This window comes from Streptomyces sp. NPDC026522 (assembly GCF_055567555.1).
On sequence record NZ_JBVHQF010000015.1, the window covers coordinates 155,457 to 171,574 of the forward strand.

Consider the following 16,118-nt stretch of genomic DNA (forward strand, 5'->3'; position numbering starts at 1 on the left):
TCCCCGCGCTGGGCCTCTCGTTGAGCTGAATGAGTGATCGCGGGCGGGCGGGGGAGCGCGGGTGCAGCAGGACTGGGAGCCGGAGGACCTGATCGAGGTCTGGACGCTGCTCGAAGACGATATGAAGCGGGTGCGGAACAAGTCCGGGGCGACCCGGCTTGGGTTCGCGCTGCTGCTGAAGTTCTTTGAGGTGGAGGCCCGGTTCCCGGAGTCGGCCAAGGAGGTCCCGGTCGCTGCGGTGGAGTATGTGGCCCAGCAGGTGAAGGTGCCGGCGGAGGCGTGGGCGGACTACGGCTGGCAGAGCAAGGCGATCCAGCGGCACCGGGGCGAGATCCGGGCGGTGTACGGGTTTCGGGCGAGCACCGAGGAGGACCAGGACCGGCTGGCCGCATGGTTGGCGACCGAGCTGTGCCCGGTGGAGCTGTCCCGTGACCGACTCGCTGCCGCGGTTATTGCCCGGTGCCGAAACGAGCACATCGAACCGCCAGCCGGGACAGGTGCGGCGGCTGGTCGGCAAGGCGGTCAAGGACTTCGAGAAGCGGTTCTGCCGCAGCACGATGGACCGGCTCAGCCACGCGACCCGCTCGCGCCTGGAGGATCTGATCGCAGGCGACGACGGTGATGATCAGGGCTACCAGGGGGCGATCAGCGGCACCGCCGTGGTGGGTGGCGGGCGATCACACTTCGCCGAGCTGAAGACGGACCCGGGGGCCCCGGGGCTGGAGAGCCTGCTCGCCGAGGTGAACAAGCTGGAGCGGGTGCGGCGGCTGGAGTTGCCCGCGGATCTGTTCGCGGACGTGTCGGAGAAGCTGGTGGACGCCTGGCGGGCGCGGGCGTCGAAGGAGTACCCGGCGAACCTGGAGCGGATGAAGCCGCCGCGGCGCCTCACGCTGCTGGCCACGCTGTGCCATGTGCGGCAGACGGAGATCACTGACTCGCTGGTGGACCTGTTCATCCAGCTCGTGCTGAAGATCAACACGCGGGCGGAGCGGAAGGTTGACAAGGAGCTGGGGGCGGAGCTGAAGAAGGTCCGCGGCAAGGAGGCGATGCTGCTGCGGGTGGCGGAGGCGGCACTGTCGGAGCCGTCCGGCACGGTGCGGCGGGTGATCTTCCCGGTGGTCGGCGGGGAGAAAACGCTCAAGGCACTGGCGGCAGAGGCCGCGGCGAACGAGGCCCGCTACAAGGCCCGTATCCGCACGGTGCTGCGGTCGTCGTACTCGGCGCACTGGCGGCGGATGCTCGCGCCGCTGCTGAAGGCGCTGGAGCTGAAGTGCAACAACACCGCCTACCGGCCGGTGATGGACGCAATCGACCTGCTGGGGCGGTACCTGGAGCAGCCGCTGAAGGAGGGCGCGTTCTTCGACCCAGCGGAGACGGTGCCACTGGACGGGGTGGTCCCGGAGCAATGGCGGGCGGCGGTCGTCGAAGACAAGGGGCGTGTCGAGCGCATCCCGTACGAGCTGTGCGTGCTCGTGTCGCTGCGGGACGCGCTGCGCCGGCGGGAGATCTGGGTGGTGGGCGCGAACCGGTGGCGCAACCCGGAGGACGACCTGCCCGCCGACTTCGAGGACAACCGCGACGTGCACTACGCGGCCCTGGGCCAGCCGCAGGACGCCGGTGAGTTCATCACCGTGCTCCAGAGCAGGCTGCGGGCGTCGCTGGACCGCTTCGACCGCGCCCTGGCCGAGGGCACCACGGGCGGGGTGGCGATCGTGAAGAAGCACGGCGAGCCGTGGATTCGCGTGTCCCCGCGCGGCAAGCAGGACGAGCCGGAGTCCCTGGTGGCGATCAAGGCGGAGATCGAACGGCGCTGGGGCACCTTCTCTGAACTAGCGCTTGAGGTGCTGAGTCAGGAGCGCTCGTGCTCGCGGCTGAGTTCGTGGTAGCCGCGGAAGTCGAAGAACCGCAGACCGTCGATCACTGCTCCAGACAGGATTTCCCGCAAGGTCCATGGGTGGGTGGTGTAGTCGTCCGTCGCCACGCCTCCATGTTCAAGAAGCATCGCGATCAGTTGGTGGACCTCTGCGGTGCCGTCGATACGCCCGGAGACGTCGATCTGCACTGCCCAAGTGGGGTGGTGCCCGACGGCCGCTTCGAGGATGGCCACGTCCTCGGGATCCCAGTCGGAGAAGAGGCAGCCGGTCTCCTCGTCATCGATGTCGATGTAGAGGTTGCCGTCCAGAGTCCACGGGTCGCGCTGTTGGGGCAGGTGCCGATCGAGTGAGGCGACGGTCTGGGCTCGCTCGCCTGCGGGGAACACGAACACAGTGCGCATGGGCTGGAGCGTAGGCAGTGCACCTTTGTGGAGGCCATGGATTTTCAGGAATGCTGCAGGTCCGTCGAGGTCGTGGTGCGGTTGGAGATGGCGGCGAAGGTCGGCATCCCGAGGTTGACCGCGGAGGACCGGCGGGCTGCTTCGGCATCGAGCTGGTCCAGTTTGCCCCGCGCGCCGGCGAGGCTGACCTGGAGGCCCTCGACTTCGCCCAGCCAGCCCTCCCGTTCTGCCTCGGCGATCCGGGCGATGAGGTTGTCGCGGATCTCGACGAGTCGCTCTCGCTGTGCCGGGTCAGGCCTGAGCATCGAGCACCGGATGCAGGCGTGCTCGTGGACGCACTGCGTGCCGAACGCCCGAGCGCACGTACCGACGGAGAGCTTGCGCTTCTCGAAGTGGGCCAGGAAGGCGTCCCACTCCTCACTGGTGGGGGTGCGGTACTCCTTGCTCGGCCGCAGCGCCCGGCGGCGGGCGATGAACGCCCGGTGAGCCTCGATCGCCTCGGCGGGATAGACCGCCTTGTAGTTCATCGTGGTGGTGATGTTCTTGTGGCCGCAGATCACCTGAGCGATGTGCGGCGGCAGCCCGCTCATGACGGCGTCGGTGACGAAGATCCTGCGGAAGTCGTGCGGCCAGTAGCGCAAGGGCTGCCCGGTGGCGTCGGTCAGGCCGGAGGCCAGCAGGGTCTCGTCCAGCGCCTTGCGGATCGTAGACACGGACACCGGCCGGTTCTGCCCTCCCCAGCGCCACTGAAACAGCAGCGGCAGAGGTGAGTTCCAGGCCCGTTCGTTGGGGTCATAGGAACGAACCAGGGGGATCGTGCCGGAGGTTTCCCGGACCCGGCAGACGATCGCACTGAGCACGTCGGCAAGCTCCGGGCTCACCAGGAGGAGTCGCTCCTCGTCGTTCTTGGACGGTGCGATCTGCAGGAGAGGGACGACCTCGCCCGTGGTCGGCAGCCTGTACTGGGTGATGCTGTGATGGCTCGTCTCCAGCATCTCCTCGATGCGGACCCCGGTGTGGCGGAGGAACTCCACGGTTGCCCAGGCCCAGAAGGCCCGCTGTTCGCCCGGCCCGAAGCAGTGCCGGCGGCCATCCTTGTCGTAGGCGGTGGCCGAAGCGGCGTGGTCGGTGTAGCGGGTCCCCTTGACCTTGACGTAGGTCTCGCCGAGGACGGTGAACGAGGTTCCCGGCGCTGCCGCGCGGACGGCGGCGAGGCGGGCCTGGGCCTTCTTGAGCTCGTCGGACGCGGTCCTGACCAGGGAAGGAAGGACGGGGAGCCGCTCTCGGGTCCGCTGGTCCATGCGCGCTTTGCGCCGGGTGAGGTGCTTCCTGTACGAAATCTCGGCCTGCTTGACGGGACACGGTGCCACCCATGGGCCCCAGCGGCTGGGTTCCTCCAAGGCCCATTGGGCCAGGTCCAGGTAGAACGCTCGGACGTCGGTGAACAGGGCGAACGCATTCGCTCTGGGGCTCGTGACCTCGACGGAGCTGCCGTCGGGCAACCGGCGGACCGTCGTCTTGGTGCGGCTGCGTTCCTTCCAGGCCGCGGCGACCTCGGGGGCCAGACGGAGGGAGTCAATGCCGGGATGGTGCTTCTCCAGGGTCGCCCAGAAGTGCGAGGCGAGCGTCCGGGAAAGGCTCTCCAGCGAGTTGTAGTCCAGGGAGGGCTGGCGTTCGGTCAGGTAGTCGACGATCAGGTCGCGGATTGGGCGGCATCGCAACTGGTAGCGGTCCACGAGTTCGGCGACGGTGACCTGGCCCGAGTGCCGGCTGACGTCGCGCAAGGTGGTGGGTGCCTCGGTGGGGAAGTTACCGAGTTCCCTGAGCCAGCTGTAGAACAGCGACCGGCCCGAGCCGGCGTGCACGTAGACCCGAGCCTCGGCCTCTCGCAGTTCCAGGCAGTCGCCCACGGTGATGTCACGGACCCCGCCGCCCTTCGCCACGACGAGCATGGCGATCTGGTAGCGGGCGTGAAAACCGAGATTGGTCGACCACAGTTCCGGGGCTGCGACGGTGGCCAGCGCGGCGAAGCCGCCCGGGTCACGGCCGTCGGTGATCGCCTGTCGCAGGTTCTGGGACTGGCGCGTCAGCAACCAGTCGAGGCTGGGGCGGATCACATCGGCGCAGATCAGCGCGAGGGCGCCAGAGGAGAGCTCGGGACGGTCGATCCGCCCGTAGCGGCCGTCGATGATCGCCTCCATCAGATGGTCGAGCCAGGCCCGGCCCAATTCATCGGAGCCGGAGTTCCGCCAGCGTTGCTGCCAGGTGTCGCCGGGGAACTCCTCCAGCCAGCGCAGGATCTTCTGGGCCCCGCTACCTCGGATGTAGCGGGTGTGCTTGCTCGCCTTGGCCGAGAACTCCGCCAGGCGCTCCTTGACCTGGGTGCGGTCCTCGGCAGTGGCCAGCCAGCTCTCGGGAACGGGTCGCGCTGGGAAGGCCGACCTCAGCAGTTTCTGTGCGGAACCGTGCAGCGGTGCGGATGGCCGGTGTCCCGAACGCCGTCCCGAGGACGCGGTCGCGGTCGTGGCCGTGGTCGTCATGGCCGCCGTCCGAACAGTACGTCCAGGCTCGCCGGGGCGTAGCCGGGAGCCGGCGCCGGTGGCAGGACTGCCTGTCGAGACTGGCGGGCGTGGTGGGCGAGCACGCTCTCGATTACCTCGTCCCGGGTGGCGGCGAGGTAGATCTCCGTGGTGGACAAATGCGCGTGACCGAGGACCCACTGCACGTCGGTCAGCGGCATCTGCGGGTCGCGAGCCATCCGGTAGGCAGCCGTGTGCCGCAGGTCATGAAGAGTCCAGTTCGACCCCAGCAGATCGTTGGCCCGGCCGAACATCGCCCTGGCCGCGTGGTAGTTCAGCGGCCTGAACGGTCGCCGTAGGGTCCACCACAGCGGCAGATGGCGGCCCCGCGGGGTGCCCTGGCGCCGGACTTCCTCCTGGTAGAGCCGCAGCCACACGAACGTGTCCGGCGAGGCCGGCAGCGGCTGGCTCTCCCGCGTCCCTTTACGGACAACGGTGATCAGCTGCTGTCCTGGGTCGGCGTCGAGCTGGCGGCTCGTCAGTAGCTCGTCGGCTCGGGCGCCGGTGGAAACCCAGGCCGCGAGCAAGGCCCGATCGCGGTTGTACTTCAACGCGGCAAACAGCGCGTTGAACATCTCGTCCGGGATGCGGCGCGGGAGCTTCTTGGGCACTCGCGGCCGGTAGCGGCCCTGCCGCTCCTGCCGGAACGGTTGCATCGGGTTGTGGTGGGCGTTGGCCCGGCCGCGGCGGAAGCGATCCAGCGGGAACGGGTTGATGATCGGCCCGGCGCCCTCTTCGAGGTGGAAGTCGTAGAAGGACCGCAGCACCGTCTCGCTGTGTGTACGGGTCGTCGGTGCGTACTTCCGGCCCGGCGTCGGCTTACCCGTCACCGGATTCGGTGTTCCCGGCTCGGCCCGCTTCGTCCCACCCGGTCTGGGGCTGGGGACTGAGCCGCCCTGACGCTGGTAGCGCCAGTGGACGCGGACCGGCTTGTCCGCCAACTGCAACCAGCGGGAGAAGTCCCGGGCCTCGCCGCGAGTCGCCCGGTCCCAATCGACGTCAACCGCCCACAGGAACCGGAACCACCGGAGCAGATCCATGCCGTACGACCGGATCGTGGTCGCTGGTCTGCTGGCCGCCTGCAACTCGGCGAAGAACGCCGCGACCGGTCCAACCGGCAAGCCGTCTGCAGAGAGCAGCCGGTACGGCTCCTGCGGCTCACCCGTCTCGACCAACCGGCCAAGCTCGGGCAGCACAAAGCTCGTCAGATCCCGCCCGGGACCCAGAGGATCAGCCATGAAGGGAAGCTAGCAGAAACCGCCTCTGACCTGCTGAAACACCAGAGTTAGTTCAGTCAACGGGCCATCGACCTGCTGGACATCTTGAAGTACGCCGAGTTCGACACGGACTTCATCGCCGAGTTCACCTCGGTCGCCACCCGCGAGAACCTGTCCAAGGACGTGCTGCGCCGCCGGCTACTGCTGGTGCTGTTCGGCCTGGGCACCAACATGGGCATCAAGCGGGTCGCGGTGACCGGCAAGCACGGCGAGTCCGAGGCGACGCTGCGCAGGGTGCGGCATCTGTTCGTCAACCGGACCAACATGCGCGCCGCGCTGGTGAAGCTGGTCAACGCCACCTTCGCCGCCCGGGACGAGATGTGGTGGGGAACCGGCACCGCCTGCGCGTCCGACAGCCGCAAGTTCGGCGCGTGGTCCTCGAACCTGATGACCGAGTGGCACCAGCGGTACCGGGGCCCCGGCGTGATGATCTACTGGCACGTCGAGCGGAAGTCGGTGTGCATCTACTCCCAGCTCAAGTCCTGTTCGGCCTCCGAGATCGCCTCGATGATCGAGGGTGTTCTGCGGCACTGCACCGACATGGACGTCGATCGGCAGTACACCGACACCCACGGCGCGTCCATCGTCGGCTTCGCCTTCGCCCACATGCTCGACTTCAAGCTGATGCCCCGGCTGAAGAACATCGGCTCCGCGAAGCTGTACCGGCCGGCCGCGGGCGAGGACGACTGCTGGCCGCAGCTGGCGCCGGTGCTGTCGACCAAGACGATCAACTGGGAACTGATCCGGCAGCAGTACGACCAGATCGTGAAGTACACCACCGCCCTGCGGCTGGGCACCGCCGAGGCCGAGCAGGTCCTGCGGCGCTTCACCCGCGGCGGGCCGAAGCACCCGACCTACCAGGCGATCGAGGAACTCGGGCGGGCGGTGCGCACAGCGTTCGTCTGCGACTACCTGGCCGACGTCGAACTGCGCCAGGAGATCCACGAGGGCTTGCAGGTCGTGGAGAACTGGAACAGCGCGAACAAGGACCTCTTTTACGGCAAGGACGGCGACCTGGCCGGGTCGGACAAGGAATCCCAGGAGGTGTCGATGCTCGCCCTGCACCTGCTCCAGTCCGCCCTCGTGCACGTCAACACGCTGCTGATGCAGCAGGTCCTCGCCGATCCGAAGTGGGCCGACATGCTCACCGATGCCGATCGGCGGGCTCTGTCCCCGCTGTTCTGGACGCACGTGAACCCCTACGGCCGGTTCGAGCTGGACATGAACAGCCGCCTTCAGCTGGACCTGACCGCCCCAGCCGCGACCTTGCCCGCCCCGCGCCGCCCGCAGGACGAGGCGGCACCGACCGGGAGGTGATGCCCGGTTCTAGGCGGCTCGGGCGGCCGGTTCGTTCCGCTCCAGGCCGGCATCCAGGGTGGCGGCAAAGTCCTCAGGTGTGGATCGGGAAGGACGCCTGGAACGCCAGGCGTTCGTCGGCCTCGTCGCCGATGCGGGAGAGGACCTCGTCGAGCGCGAGGAACTCCTCCCACACCGGCCGGCCGGTGGCCTCGGCCAGCCACGTCACGACGAGGTCCTCCAGGTCGGGAACGCGCTTGTTCTTCCAGATCTTGTCGGCGAGGCTCACCAGGAGGTCTTCCAGAACGACGTCCGATCGCGTCCACGACGCGTGGGTCGTGGCGAAGCGGGCGAGCTCCGGGCTGACGCCGCGTTCGAGTAGCAGGGCCCGCCCGGTCTCCTCATGTGCCGACCCGGGCCCGGAGAGCTCGGCCAGGTGCACCGTCTTGCCTATGTCGTGCGTCGCGGCCCCGAACAGCGCCGCCTCCCGGTCGATCGCCACGGAGGGATAGCGCTCCTCTACCCAGTCGACCAGCTGATGCGCGACGTCGTGGACGGCGCGTAGGTGGGCCGCTAGCCGAGGCGGACCGCCCAGCGTGGACAGAAGCGCTGCGACACGATCTGGCAGCGGGAGCAGGGGAAGGTCGACGGTGCCGCTCACGGCTCTCAGGAAGGCGGTGTCGGTTGTCACCGCGTCAGGGTACTGACCGAGGCCGTCGATTGTGTCCGATAGAGGAACCCTCAGCGAACAATGATGATCTCGTCTGGCGGGAGAGAGCTACCTGCACTGACGGTGTCTCATTTAGGGTGTCCGGTGATCTGTACGCTGAGCGGGGGCTTATCGTACGCTCCGGGCATGAGTGAACGCGTCGGCTACGCGAGATGCAGTCTGGACAAGCAGGACCTCACGGCCCAGCACGAGATCCTGATCAGCCTGGACGTCCCGGAGGACCGGATCTACCTGGACCACGGGCTGACCGGAACCAACCGCGACCGGCCCGGCCTGGCCCAGGCCCTCGCGGCGGTCCGCGCCGGCGACACCCTCGTCGTCCCCAAGCTCGACCGCCTTGCGCGCTCGGTACCCGACGCCCGCGACATCGGCGACTCGCTCACCGCCCGCGGCGTCAAGCTCTCGCTCGGCGGCACGCTCTACGACCCCGCCGACCCGATGGGCAAGATGTTCTTCAACATCTTGGCCACGTTCGCCGAGTTCGAGGTCGACCTCCTGCGCATGCGCACCCGTGAAGGCATGGCGGTGGCGCGGGCCAAGGGCAAGCTCAAGGGGAAGCAGCCCAAGCTCACCGCCCGCCAGCAGACGCACCTGGTCCAACAGCACCAGTCCGGCGAGCACACCATCGCAGACCTCGCCGAGCTCTTCTCCGTCAGCCGCGCCACCGTCTACCGCGTTCTTGAACGCCACCAGAACGCAGCCACGCGGTCGACCTCCGGTGGGCAGTGACGTGCTGCCTTACGTCTACCGGGTCACCAAGTACGACCCCGCCGATCGCGACCAGCACGGCCACTACGCCGGCACTGAGGACACGACCTGCGACCACGGGCCGGTCGAAGCCGCCTACCTGCAGGCCGTCGCCGCCTTCGCCGAGGACAGCGGCGTCGACCAGCTGGCCATCCGCGAGCCGCAGCTCGGAGGCTTCGTCCACTTCGGCCTGGAGCCACCGGTCGACGGCTGCGGCCTGGCCGGCCTCTTCCCCGCCGGCCCCGCCGGGTTCCACGACGGGGCACTGGTGCCGATCGGGGTCGGCTTGGAACTTGTCCGAGCGATGCTCCGCGACAACGGGGCCTGGTGCCGCCTGGAGGTCGAGGGAGAGTTCACGGTGCACGTCGGCTGGGACCAGTACCTCTACCTCGGCAGCAGCCGGCCCTGCGAAGCCGCGCTGACCCGAACCCGAGCGCTCGGCCTGTTCCCGGAACGCCTGGAGGCATCGCCGTACGACTTCGCCCCCGACGACCCCGCATACGTGCAGCGCCCGGCCGACGCCGACTTCTGGACCCGCCTTGCCTGGACTGTCGGCGCCCACCGCGCCACGTTCCTGGAGGAGACCTTCGCCCTCAACGCCTCCCGGTGGCACCGCCTGAGCCGCGACAACATTGAGACCGTGCGCTCCCAGCTGGCTCCACGTGCACAGTTGGCCGTCTGGCCGGACCTGCTCACCGACGTCGACACGGCCGTGGCTGCCCTGCCCGACGAAGGGCTAGTGGAGATCATCTGGGAGAAGGAAGACGGGCAGATCACCAGCACGGTCATGGACGAGACCCAGTTCGAGGACGTGACCTCCCAGCTTGCCAGCGCGCGTGCTGCCGGCGTCGTATCCATGTACGCCGGCGAAGATCTCCCGCTGTTTACCGCTGTGCTGCCCGACAGCGACGGGGTACTCCGCGCGCGCTGGCAGACCGAGCCGACACCCAGCGACCGGGACTGGGCGTTCCTGAAGACCCTGCGCCGCGGCCAGGTCGTCACCGGCACGGTGACGACCATCGCCAGCTTCGGCGTCACCTTCGTGGACATCGGCGGCTTCACCGCGATGATCAACATTCCGGAACTCTCCTGGCGTCCGATCAACCACCCATCCGACGTCGTCAGCGTCGGCCAGGAGGTCACAGCTGAGGTCCTCGACGTCGATATGGTCTGGGAGCGAGTGCCGCTGTCGCTTCGAGCAGTGCAGGAAGACCCATGGCCGCAGGTAGCGCAGAGGATCGGCCAGGTCGTCACAGGTCCTGTCACCAAGATCGTACCGTTCGGTGTCTTCGTCCGCATCGAAGACCGAGAGGACGGCTTTGAGGGGCTCGTGCACACCGACGAGCTGGATCAATCGCCGCAGGACGTCATCAAGGTCGGCGACGCTCTCACCGTGAAGATCATGGATGTCGATCTCGTACGGCGCCGCATTGCCCTGTCGCAGAGGCAGGCCGACCGGTGACGACGTGGATGCAGTGCTTCTGGGACGAGGAAGCCATCTGGTTCTACTTTGAAGTCGACGCCGGCGGCTGGGTGATCCGACAGGTCGAACTCCAGGGTTCCGAGCTCACCCCGATCGCGGCTGCGTCCCTGGACGAATGGCAGCGTGCCCAGCAGGCAGGGGGTCTGGCCGAGTACGAAAGGATGTTCGGGGTTACCGCTGGGCTCCCGGTCTCACAGTGGGAGGGGCACGAACCCGACCAACTGACCGCGCAAGAATTCGAGGCGGTCTGGGATGCCGCCCGTCGTGCGATCACGGCCCGCCACCCGGTTGACCAGGGGCAGAACGCTGAGACCCTGACAGCGGTACGTCAGATCGACTACTGAAAGCTACTTGTCACTTCGTGGCAGCTTCGGGAATGCGCAGGGCCGTCATCCATGCAGCCGACTCCGGAAACTGACACCGGCCCTCGCGCCCGGTTCAGCCGCGAGCATCACCCTGCGCTACATGTCCGTTTGCCGTAGGTATACGAGAATAGGGCCCAGGAGGGCAGGTCACAGGCCGAATCAGGTGTTCGCCAAGTCGACGAACCGGCTGTAGTGGCCCTGGAAGGCGACGTTGAAGCCGGGCAGTTCGCGGAGGGGGACCACGACGCCGCGCTCGCGGTCGGCCTCCAGCGCGGCGGCCTTCCACGCCTGGAAGCGAGGATCGCTGTGGATCATCATTCGTTGGCGAGGTCGGCGACGGCCCCGGCGGTGCAGCACACCAGCATTCCGGCCTCCTGCGGAGCGAGCGCGGGTACGACGTCCGTGTATCCGTACTCGCGGGCTGCCGCCTCCAGCCGGGATCGGACTTCCCGGTGGCCCGAGGTCAGCAGGATCCGGAACTGCTCATAGGGCATCTTCTGCGACAGGAACCCCATTAGGGCGGTCGCGGCGTGCAGGCCGGCGGGGACGGAGCCGGGGCCGAACTCGTGGACGAGCTGGCCGGACAGAGCCGAGTGGAACGACGTCTGAGCAATGGTCATGGCCGTACGTGTATGGCCTGAGACGGCCCCGGGTGAAGTTCAGGCGCGCGGCATTCACCCGACCGGGGCGCGGCCGGATGGGTCACTGGGCTGGCGCCCTCAAGGGGGTCGCTGCCGGCCGCTGCCGGTCGACTCGGAACCTCTCCGAGGTCGCCTCCGCCGCGCATCGGTGTGCTGACGAGATATTCGCCGCCCGTGGTTCGCGCCACCTCGCCTCGCCGCAGGATCGCCCGCACGATGTGCCAGTGCTTCGGTCTGCCGTGGGCGTCGTGCCCCTCGTACTCCCGCTCGGTGACGACCACGGACTGCAGGCCGGTGCACAGTCCGTGCACCTCGGGCGGTGTCAGGAAGGTCATGGGTCGGCCCCATCGGGCCCAGGAGTCGTTGACGCCGAAGAAGGTGCAGCAGAACAGGCCACCTTCGGTCAGTCCGGCCTGGATCGCCGCCACCACGCCCGGCAGGTCCCGCCGTGGCAGGAACGGCAGTACGTGAACGGCGAGGACCAGGTCATACCGGCCCGCTGGGATCCCGGCCTCGCGGATGTCGCGGGGGATCACAGTCAGCCGGGAGTTACCGAGCCGCATGGCGCACCGGAGGGTCTCCGCATCAGGGTCGACGGCGTCGACGTCGAAGCCCGCCCGCAGCAGGTGGCGGGCGTCGCTCAGCGGTCCCGCACCGATATCCAGGGCCCGCCCGTGCCGCCGCCCCAGCAGTTCGAGGGCGTCCAGGACGAGCGAACTCGGGCCACGGGCCGGGTGGAGCGCCGCGTACGACTGCGCCCGGCCAGACTGCGGACCGTGCGGCGTCATCCGCTGGCTCGGAGAATCTTGTCCTCCACCAAGGCCGCCGCGAGTTCCACCTTCTCGGCATCCGTCAGACCACCCGGCAGTTCGCGCACGTAGAAGGCGCCGGTGCGGGCGATGAACGCCAACGCCTCGGCCGCCGGCCGGTTGACACTGATCAGGACCTCGCCGTTGGGCGCGATCAGGCAGGTCTCGTCCCTTTCCGCCCCCCGGACACGCTGCCGCCCCGCCTGCTCGTTCACGAGCCGACGGCGCGGAGTCAGAGTCCGGGCGTCGTACCAGACGTCGGGCAGGATCTCGCCGAACAGGCGCTCGTACTGGGCCCTGAACTCGCGGAACGATGCCTTCGGACGATGCATCGCCATGTCCGGGACGGGCGCGTTGCTCGGGACATGGTGGACGTACCGGCCGAAAAACCGCCGACAGTAGTCCTCGTACTCCGTGGTGAACAGGATGAACTGGTGCCACACCTCGTCGACCCGCAGCGAGTGCATCTGCCAGGATCGCTCGGGGTGCTCGTGCGCCATCACGAAGTACCGCTTGACTTCGCGGAACAGAAGTTCCGCCTCGGCTGTCTCGTCGACGATCCGTTCCTTGAGGAGCTTCTCGATGAGATACGGCGCCACATGGTCGACGGCCGCACTCCAATCGATGGCCTGGAGGCTCATTGCGGTACGCAGCTCGACACGCAGATGCTGCAACTGTTGTGGCATGTGGCGCATGGCGAGTGGCAGTCAGTGCATTCGGGGTCCCAATCCTCCGAGCTTTCCATGCGCAGCGGGGCCCGTCTCCCGATGCGCAGTCGTCCGGCCGCCGCCGACGGTGCGGGGGCGCCGTGGACATTGGCGACGCTCTCCTCCCGGCGCCGGACGAGGGTCGCGTCCGCCCGCACCCAGAGCACTGTCGCGCCGAAAGGCAGAACCTGTGAGGGAGCGTCCTCCGTGTGGAGGATGTCCGCCCTGGGGATTTGGATGCTCCGGGACAGGTCGTAGAGGCTCGGGTAGAGCTCAACGTGTTCGTTGGTGTCGCCGAACCCCACGTATCCGAAGAAGACCTGGGTCCTCGTCCCATGCGTCCGCAGGGCATGCAACAGCGGATGCTCCTCGATCGAGACGCCCGCATTCTTAGCGGTCACGGTACCTCCTGGTTCGGGTGGGTCTCGAAGCTACGGGGCCCTGGAGCTGGCGCTTCTATGTCTTCGCCGACATATCGCCCGTCCGGAGCAGAAAGGAGCAGGACGCGCCGGTGCTGGTCCGGCGAAGCGTGATGTCGGATTCCGCGAGCCGTGGCGCATGGCATGGCAGTCGTCAAACAACTGTTCCGCGAAATCAAGGAACTGGGAGACCAGCTGCCAGGCTCACAACCTCGGCATCACGGGGCAGGTCCCGAAGCTGCGCGCCCGGCCGGGGACCAGGACCGCGTGCGAGGCGAGCTCCTGTGCCCAGTCCCTCGTGCGCTCGTCGGCGGCCCGGGCCCACGCCCGGGCCGTCACGGCGTCGGGGTGCTCCTGCCGTGGTCCTGCTCGTACCGCTCGGCCACCTTCCGGCAGCGGGCGCGACCCGGCCACGCGCCCCAGCAACTGCTCACCCGGCAGAGCATCCCGTTGCCGACAAGTCAGCAGCTCCTCCGCCCGCGCCCCGTTGGAGACCCAGAACGCCAGCAGGGCCCGATCGCGGTTGTGGCGCAGTGCCGCAAACAGCTCGTCGAACCGCGCATCCGGGATCCGACGCGGCACCCGCACCGGCACCGACGGTCGGTACCGGCCGCCGGGCGAGGACCGGGCCGGCCGACCGGCCGCAGCGGGCAGTCGACGGCGCTCTCGTCCGAGGGGGAACGGGTTGATGATGGGGCCGGTGCCCGCGTCCAGGTGAAAGTCGTAGAAGGACCGCAGCACGGTCTCGCAGTGCGCCCGCGTCGTCGCCGCGTACATCAGCCCGGGTCCCGCCCGTCCCGTCACCGAATTCGGCACCCCCGCCGACGCGCGGGCCACCGACCGCACCGTGGTGTCGGCAGTCCGTCGACGCCAGTGCACCCGCACGGGCTTCAGCGCGATCGCCATCCACCGCGCAAAGTCCCGGGCCTCCGCCCGGGTAGCCCGACGCCACTCCACCCCGAGGGCATCCAGGAACCGCCACCAACGCAGCAGATCCATCCCGTAGGAGCGGATCGTCGACGGCGGCCGCGAACACGCCTGAGCTCGGCGAAGAACGCCGAGACCGGCTCCACTACGTCCCCGGCGGCGTCCAGCAGGACGTACGGCTGGGCTGGGTCGGCCACCTCGACCAGGGCACCGGTCTGTGGCAGCACGAAGTTGATCAGATCCCGAGAGGGATCACCCGTCTCAAGCATGAGCGGAAGCTAGCAGAAATGCCATCTGACCTGCGGTTATTCGTCAACTGGTTCAGTCAACACCACGATCCCGATCAAGGTCTATCCCGCTACGGAATCGCATGCGATCTCGTTCCGGCAGTTCCACACGGCCGACGGAGGACGGGTCCGCTACCGGAAGGTCTGCGAAGTGGACGGCCGGGAGCTCGATCAATCCGAGATCACCCGCGGGTACGAGACGGCCACCGGAACTCTGATCCCGATCTCCGACGAAGACCTCGACAGCCTGCCGCTGCCGACGGCGAAGGCGATCGAGATCGTCGCTTTCGTACCCACGGACTCCATCGACCCTCTCCAGATCGGCGCCTCGTACTACCTCGCCGCCGAAGGTGTCGCCGCCAAGCCGTACGAGTTGTTGCGCCAGGCGCTCCAGCGCAGTAGCAAGGTCGCCGTCGCCAAATTCGCCATGCGCGACCGGGAGCGGCTGGGCCTTCTCCGCGTCCGAGACGACGTGATCATGCTGCACGCCATGAGGTGGCCGGACGAGATCCGCTCCGCCTCCCAGGTCGACGTGCCGGACGCGGCGGTTACCGACGAGGAGATCGACGCGGCTGTCGCCCTCGCGGACAGCCTCTCCGGGATGGACGTCAGTGAGCTCCATGACGAGTACCAGGAGGCGCTGGAGACGCTGATCCAGGCCAAGGCCGCCGGTACCCGCCCGGAGCCGGTGGCCGCCCCCGAACCGACCCGTTCTGCCGAGGTCGTCGACCTGATGGCGATGCTGGAGCAGTCGGTGAGCGACGCCAAAGCCGCCCGCGGCGACAACAAGGACCAGGACGCCACGGTGCATGATCTGCCCGCCGCGAAGAAGACCTCGAAGAAGACCGCGCCGGCCAAGGCCACCGACAAGAAGACCACGCCGGCGAAGAAGGCGACCACCGGCCGCAAGCCTCGCAGCGCCTGACCTCCACCCGCCCCGTCAGGGTGATCTCCGGTGCGCAACCGTGCCGCGCGCCGGTGCAGCACCGGTTGGTCCTGCCATGAAGAAGAACGCCCACCTGACTGCCCTGGTGCTCGCGGGAGCCCTCGTTCTGGCAGGGGCCGGTCCGGCGGCCGCCGACTCCAGCGCCTGTACACACCACATGTCCGGGCCCCAGGTCTGCATCCGTCTGGAAGGCCTCAACAGCTGGAACGCGGCGACAGCGATCTGGACGAACCCCCCGCGGGGCGTGAACTCACGGGAGGTCTACCTCTACATCAACGGCCGCCGCGAATTCACCGCCACAGCTACCCGAGTGGGCAAGACACTCAGCCACAGCTGGGACTCCATGCCGGGCCTGAACAGGTACTGCGTGCGATTCCAGGGCAGTGAGCGAATGGCGTGCCAATCGGCGAAGGACATCGGCGATCGCGCGCCCTACTGATGGCGAAGCTACCCGCAGCCCGGCAACCCGTCCCCCTGCTTCCGGAGCGCTGCGGGCGGCGCCCGCTCCGGGATGACCCACTCCCGGGACTCACCTCTTACTGATCTTTTCGTAAGTTCGGTGGGTGTGGTGGCCGTGTGGGTGGGAGGCTGTCGGGGTGGCTTATCGACCTTCCCCCTCGGTTGCCGGCT

16 protein-coding genes are annotated in these 16,118 nt (G+C 68.2%); 7 read left to right on the forward strand and 9 right to left on the reverse strand.

Annotated elements, in window-relative coordinates; genetic code table 11:
* Positions 1–61: 61 nt before the first annotated feature.
* Positions 62–622: a DUF4158 domain-containing protein gene (locus tag ACZ4M3_RS32010; RefSeq protein WP_467738590.1), complete on the forward strand. Its 561-nt coding sequence runs from the start codon at positions 62–64 to the stop codon at positions 620–622.
* Positions 623–1,849: 1,227 nt separating this feature from the next.
* Here ACZ4M3_RS32010 and ACZ4M3_RS32015 read toward each other — a convergent pair.
* The 3 genes from ACZ4M3_RS32015 to ACZ4M3_RS32025 are packed head-to-tail and all read right to left on the reverse strand — an operon-like array spanning position 1,850 to position 6,092.
* A complete protein-coding gene (locus ACZ4M3_RS32015) occupies positions 1,850–2,275 on the reverse strand; it encodes a hypothetical protein (RefSeq protein WP_467738592.1) in 426 nt (141 codons plus the stop codon).
* 44 nt (positions 2,276–2,319) lie between these two features.
* Positions 2,320–4,815, reverse strand: coding sequence for a tyrosine-type recombinase/integrase (locus tag ACZ4M3_RS32020; RefSeq protein WP_467738594.1), 2,496 nt, complete (start codon positions 4,813–4,815; stop codon positions 2,320–2,322).
* Positions 4,812–6,092: a tyrosine-type recombinase/integrase gene (locus ACZ4M3_RS32025; protein ID WP_467738596.1), complete on the reverse strand. Its 1,281-nt coding sequence runs from the start codon at positions 6,090–6,092 to the stop codon at positions 4,812–4,814. The genes ACZ4M3_RS32020 and ACZ4M3_RS32025 overlap by 4 nt, the downstream gene beginning before the upstream one ends.
* Positions 6,093–6,176: 84 nt before the next feature.
* On the opposite strand from ACZ4M3_RS32025, the gene ACZ4M3_RS32030 reads away from it, so the two are divergent.
* Positions 6,177–7,448, forward strand: coding sequence for a transposase (locus ACZ4M3_RS32030; RefSeq protein ID WP_467738598.1), 1,272 nt, complete (start codon positions 6,177–6,179; stop codon positions 7,446–7,448).
* 73 nt (positions 7,449–7,521) lie between these two features.
* On the opposite strand, the gene ACZ4M3_RS32035 is transcribed toward ACZ4M3_RS32030, so the two are convergent.
* Positions 7,522–8,118, reverse strand: coding sequence for an HD domain-containing protein (locus ACZ4M3_RS32035; RefSeq protein ID WP_467738600.1), 597 nt, complete (start codon positions 8,116–8,118; stop codon positions 7,522–7,524).
* Between the two features lie 165 nt (positions 8,119–8,283).
* On the opposite strand from ACZ4M3_RS32035, the gene ACZ4M3_RS32040 reads away from it, so the two are divergent.
* The 3 genes from ACZ4M3_RS32040 to ACZ4M3_RS32050 are packed head-to-tail and all read left to right on the forward strand — an operon-like array spanning position 8,284 to position 10,731.
* The gene (locus ACZ4M3_RS32040) at positions 8,284–8,886 is read left to right on the forward strand and encodes a recombinase family protein (protein ID WP_467738602.1); all 603 of its coding nucleotides are present in this window, start codon (positions 8,284–8,286) and stop codon (positions 8,884–8,886) included.
* Positions 8,876–10,366 carry a S1 RNA-binding domain-containing protein gene (locus tag ACZ4M3_RS32045; protein ID WP_467738604.1) on the forward strand — a complete coding sequence of 497 codons (1,491 nt, stop codon included), beginning with the start codon at positions 8,876–8,878 and terminating at the stop codon, positions 10,364–10,366. The genes ACZ4M3_RS32040 and ACZ4M3_RS32045 overlap by 11 nt, the downstream gene beginning before the upstream one ends.
* 8 nt (positions 10,367–10,374) lie before the next feature.
* On the forward strand, positions 10,375–10,731 hold the full coding sequence (locus ACZ4M3_RS32050; protein WP_467738627.1) for a hypothetical protein: 357 nt from the start codon (positions 10,375–10,377) through the stop codon (positions 10,729–10,731).
* Between the two features lie 180 nt (positions 10,732–10,911).
* Here the strand turns inward: ACZ4M3_RS32050 and ACZ4M3_RS32055 are convergent, their stop codons facing one another.
* The 5 genes from ACZ4M3_RS32055 to ACZ4M3_RS32075 form a co-directional block, all read right to left on the reverse strand.
* Entirely contained in the window at positions 10,912–11,070 is a 159-nt protein-coding gene (locus ACZ4M3_RS32055) for a hypothetical protein (protein WP_467738606.1), read from the reverse strand.
* Complete coding sequence (locus ACZ4M3_RS32060) at positions 11,067–11,372, reverse strand: hypothetical protein (RefSeq protein WP_467738608.1); 306 nt, start codon at positions 11,370–11,372, stop codon at positions 11,067–11,069. Before ACZ4M3_RS32060 ends, ACZ4M3_RS32055 begins: the two co-directional genes overlap by 4 nt.
* Entirely contained in the window at positions 11,369–12,181 is an 813-nt protein-coding gene (locus ACZ4M3_RS32065; protein WP_467738610.1) for a class I SAM-dependent methyltransferase, read from the reverse strand. Before ACZ4M3_RS32065 ends, ACZ4M3_RS32060 begins: the two co-directional genes overlap by 4 nt.
* Positions 12,178–12,888, reverse strand: a complete 711-nt coding sequence (locus ACZ4M3_RS32070; RefSeq protein ID WP_467738612.1) for a glycine-rich domain-containing protein — start codon at positions 12,886–12,888, stop codon at positions 12,178–12,180. The genes ACZ4M3_RS32065 and ACZ4M3_RS32070 overlap by 4 nt, the downstream gene beginning before the upstream one ends.
* A 644-nt stretch (positions 12,889–13,532) precedes the next feature.
* Positions 13,533–14,234 carry a hypothetical protein gene (locus ACZ4M3_RS32075; protein ID WP_467738614.1) on the reverse strand — a complete coding sequence of 234 codons (702 nt, stop codon included), beginning with the start codon at positions 14,232–14,234 and terminating at the stop codon, positions 13,533–13,535.
* 363 nt (positions 14,235–14,597) lie between these two features.
* Between ACZ4M3_RS32075 and ku the strand changes: the two genes are divergently transcribed.
* Together ku and ACZ4M3_RS32085 are read left to right on the forward strand one after the other, a co-directional pair.
* Positions 14,598–15,467 (forward strand): non-homologous end joining protein Ku, encoded by an 870-nt coding sequence (ku, locus tag ACZ4M3_RS32080; RefSeq protein WP_467738629.1) that lies wholly within the window; start codon positions 14,598–14,600, stop codon positions 15,465–15,467.
* Positions 15,468–15,543: 76 nt separating this feature from the next.
* The gene (locus ACZ4M3_RS32085) at positions 15,544–15,927 is read left to right on the forward strand and encodes a hypothetical protein (RefSeq protein WP_467738616.1); all 384 of its coding nucleotides are present in this window, start codon (positions 15,544–15,546) and stop codon (positions 15,925–15,927) included.
* Positions 15,928–16,118 lie beyond the last annotated feature (191 nt).

Bases quoted from the DNA above. Each gene is read 5' to 3' on its own strand.
- ACZ4M3_RS32020 (WP_467738594.1), bottom strand. From the start codon at position 4,815: ATGACGACCACGGCCACGACCGCGACCGCGTCCTCGGGACGGCGTTCG.
- ACZ4M3_RS32015 (WP_467738592.1), bottom strand. From the start codon at position 2,275: ATGCGCACTGTGTTCGTGTTCCCCGCAGGCGAGCGAGCCCAGACCGTC.
- ACZ4M3_RS32050 (WP_467738627.1), top strand. From the start codon at position 10,375: ATGCAGTGCTTCTGGGACGAGGAAGCCATCTGGTTCTACTTTGAAGTC.
- ACZ4M3_RS32025 (WP_467738596.1), bottom strand. From the start codon at position 6,092: ATGGCTGATCCTCTGGGTCCCGGGCGGGATCTGACGAGCTTTGTGCTG.
- ACZ4M3_RS32065 (WP_467738610.1), bottom strand. From the start codon at position 12,181: ATGACGCCGCACGGTCCGCAGTCTGGCCGGGCGCAGTCGTACGCGGCG.
- ACZ4M3_RS32040 (WP_467738602.1), top strand. From the start codon at position 8,284: ATGAGTGAACGCGTCGGCTACGCGAGATGCAGTCTGGACAAGCAGGAC.
- ACZ4M3_RS32075 (WP_467738614.1), bottom strand. From the start codon at position 14,234: ATGGCGATCGCGCTGAAGCCCGTGCGGGTGCACTGGCGTCGACGGACT.
- ACZ4M3_RS32070 (WP_467738612.1), bottom strand. From the start codon at position 12,888: ATGCCACAACAGTTGCAGCATCTGCGTGTCGAGCTGCGTACCGCAATG.
- ACZ4M3_RS32085 (WP_467738616.1), top strand. From the start codon at position 15,544: ATGAAGAAGAACGCCCACCTGACTGCCCTGGTGCTCGCGGGAGCCCTC.
- ACZ4M3_RS32055 (WP_467738606.1), bottom strand. From the start codon at position 11,070: ATGATGATCCACAGCGATCCTCGCTTCCAGGCGTGGAAGGCCGCCGCG.
- ACZ4M3_RS32060 (WP_467738608.1), bottom strand. From the start codon at position 11,372: ATGACCATTGCTCAGACGTCGTTCCACTCGGCTCTGTCCGGCCAGCTC.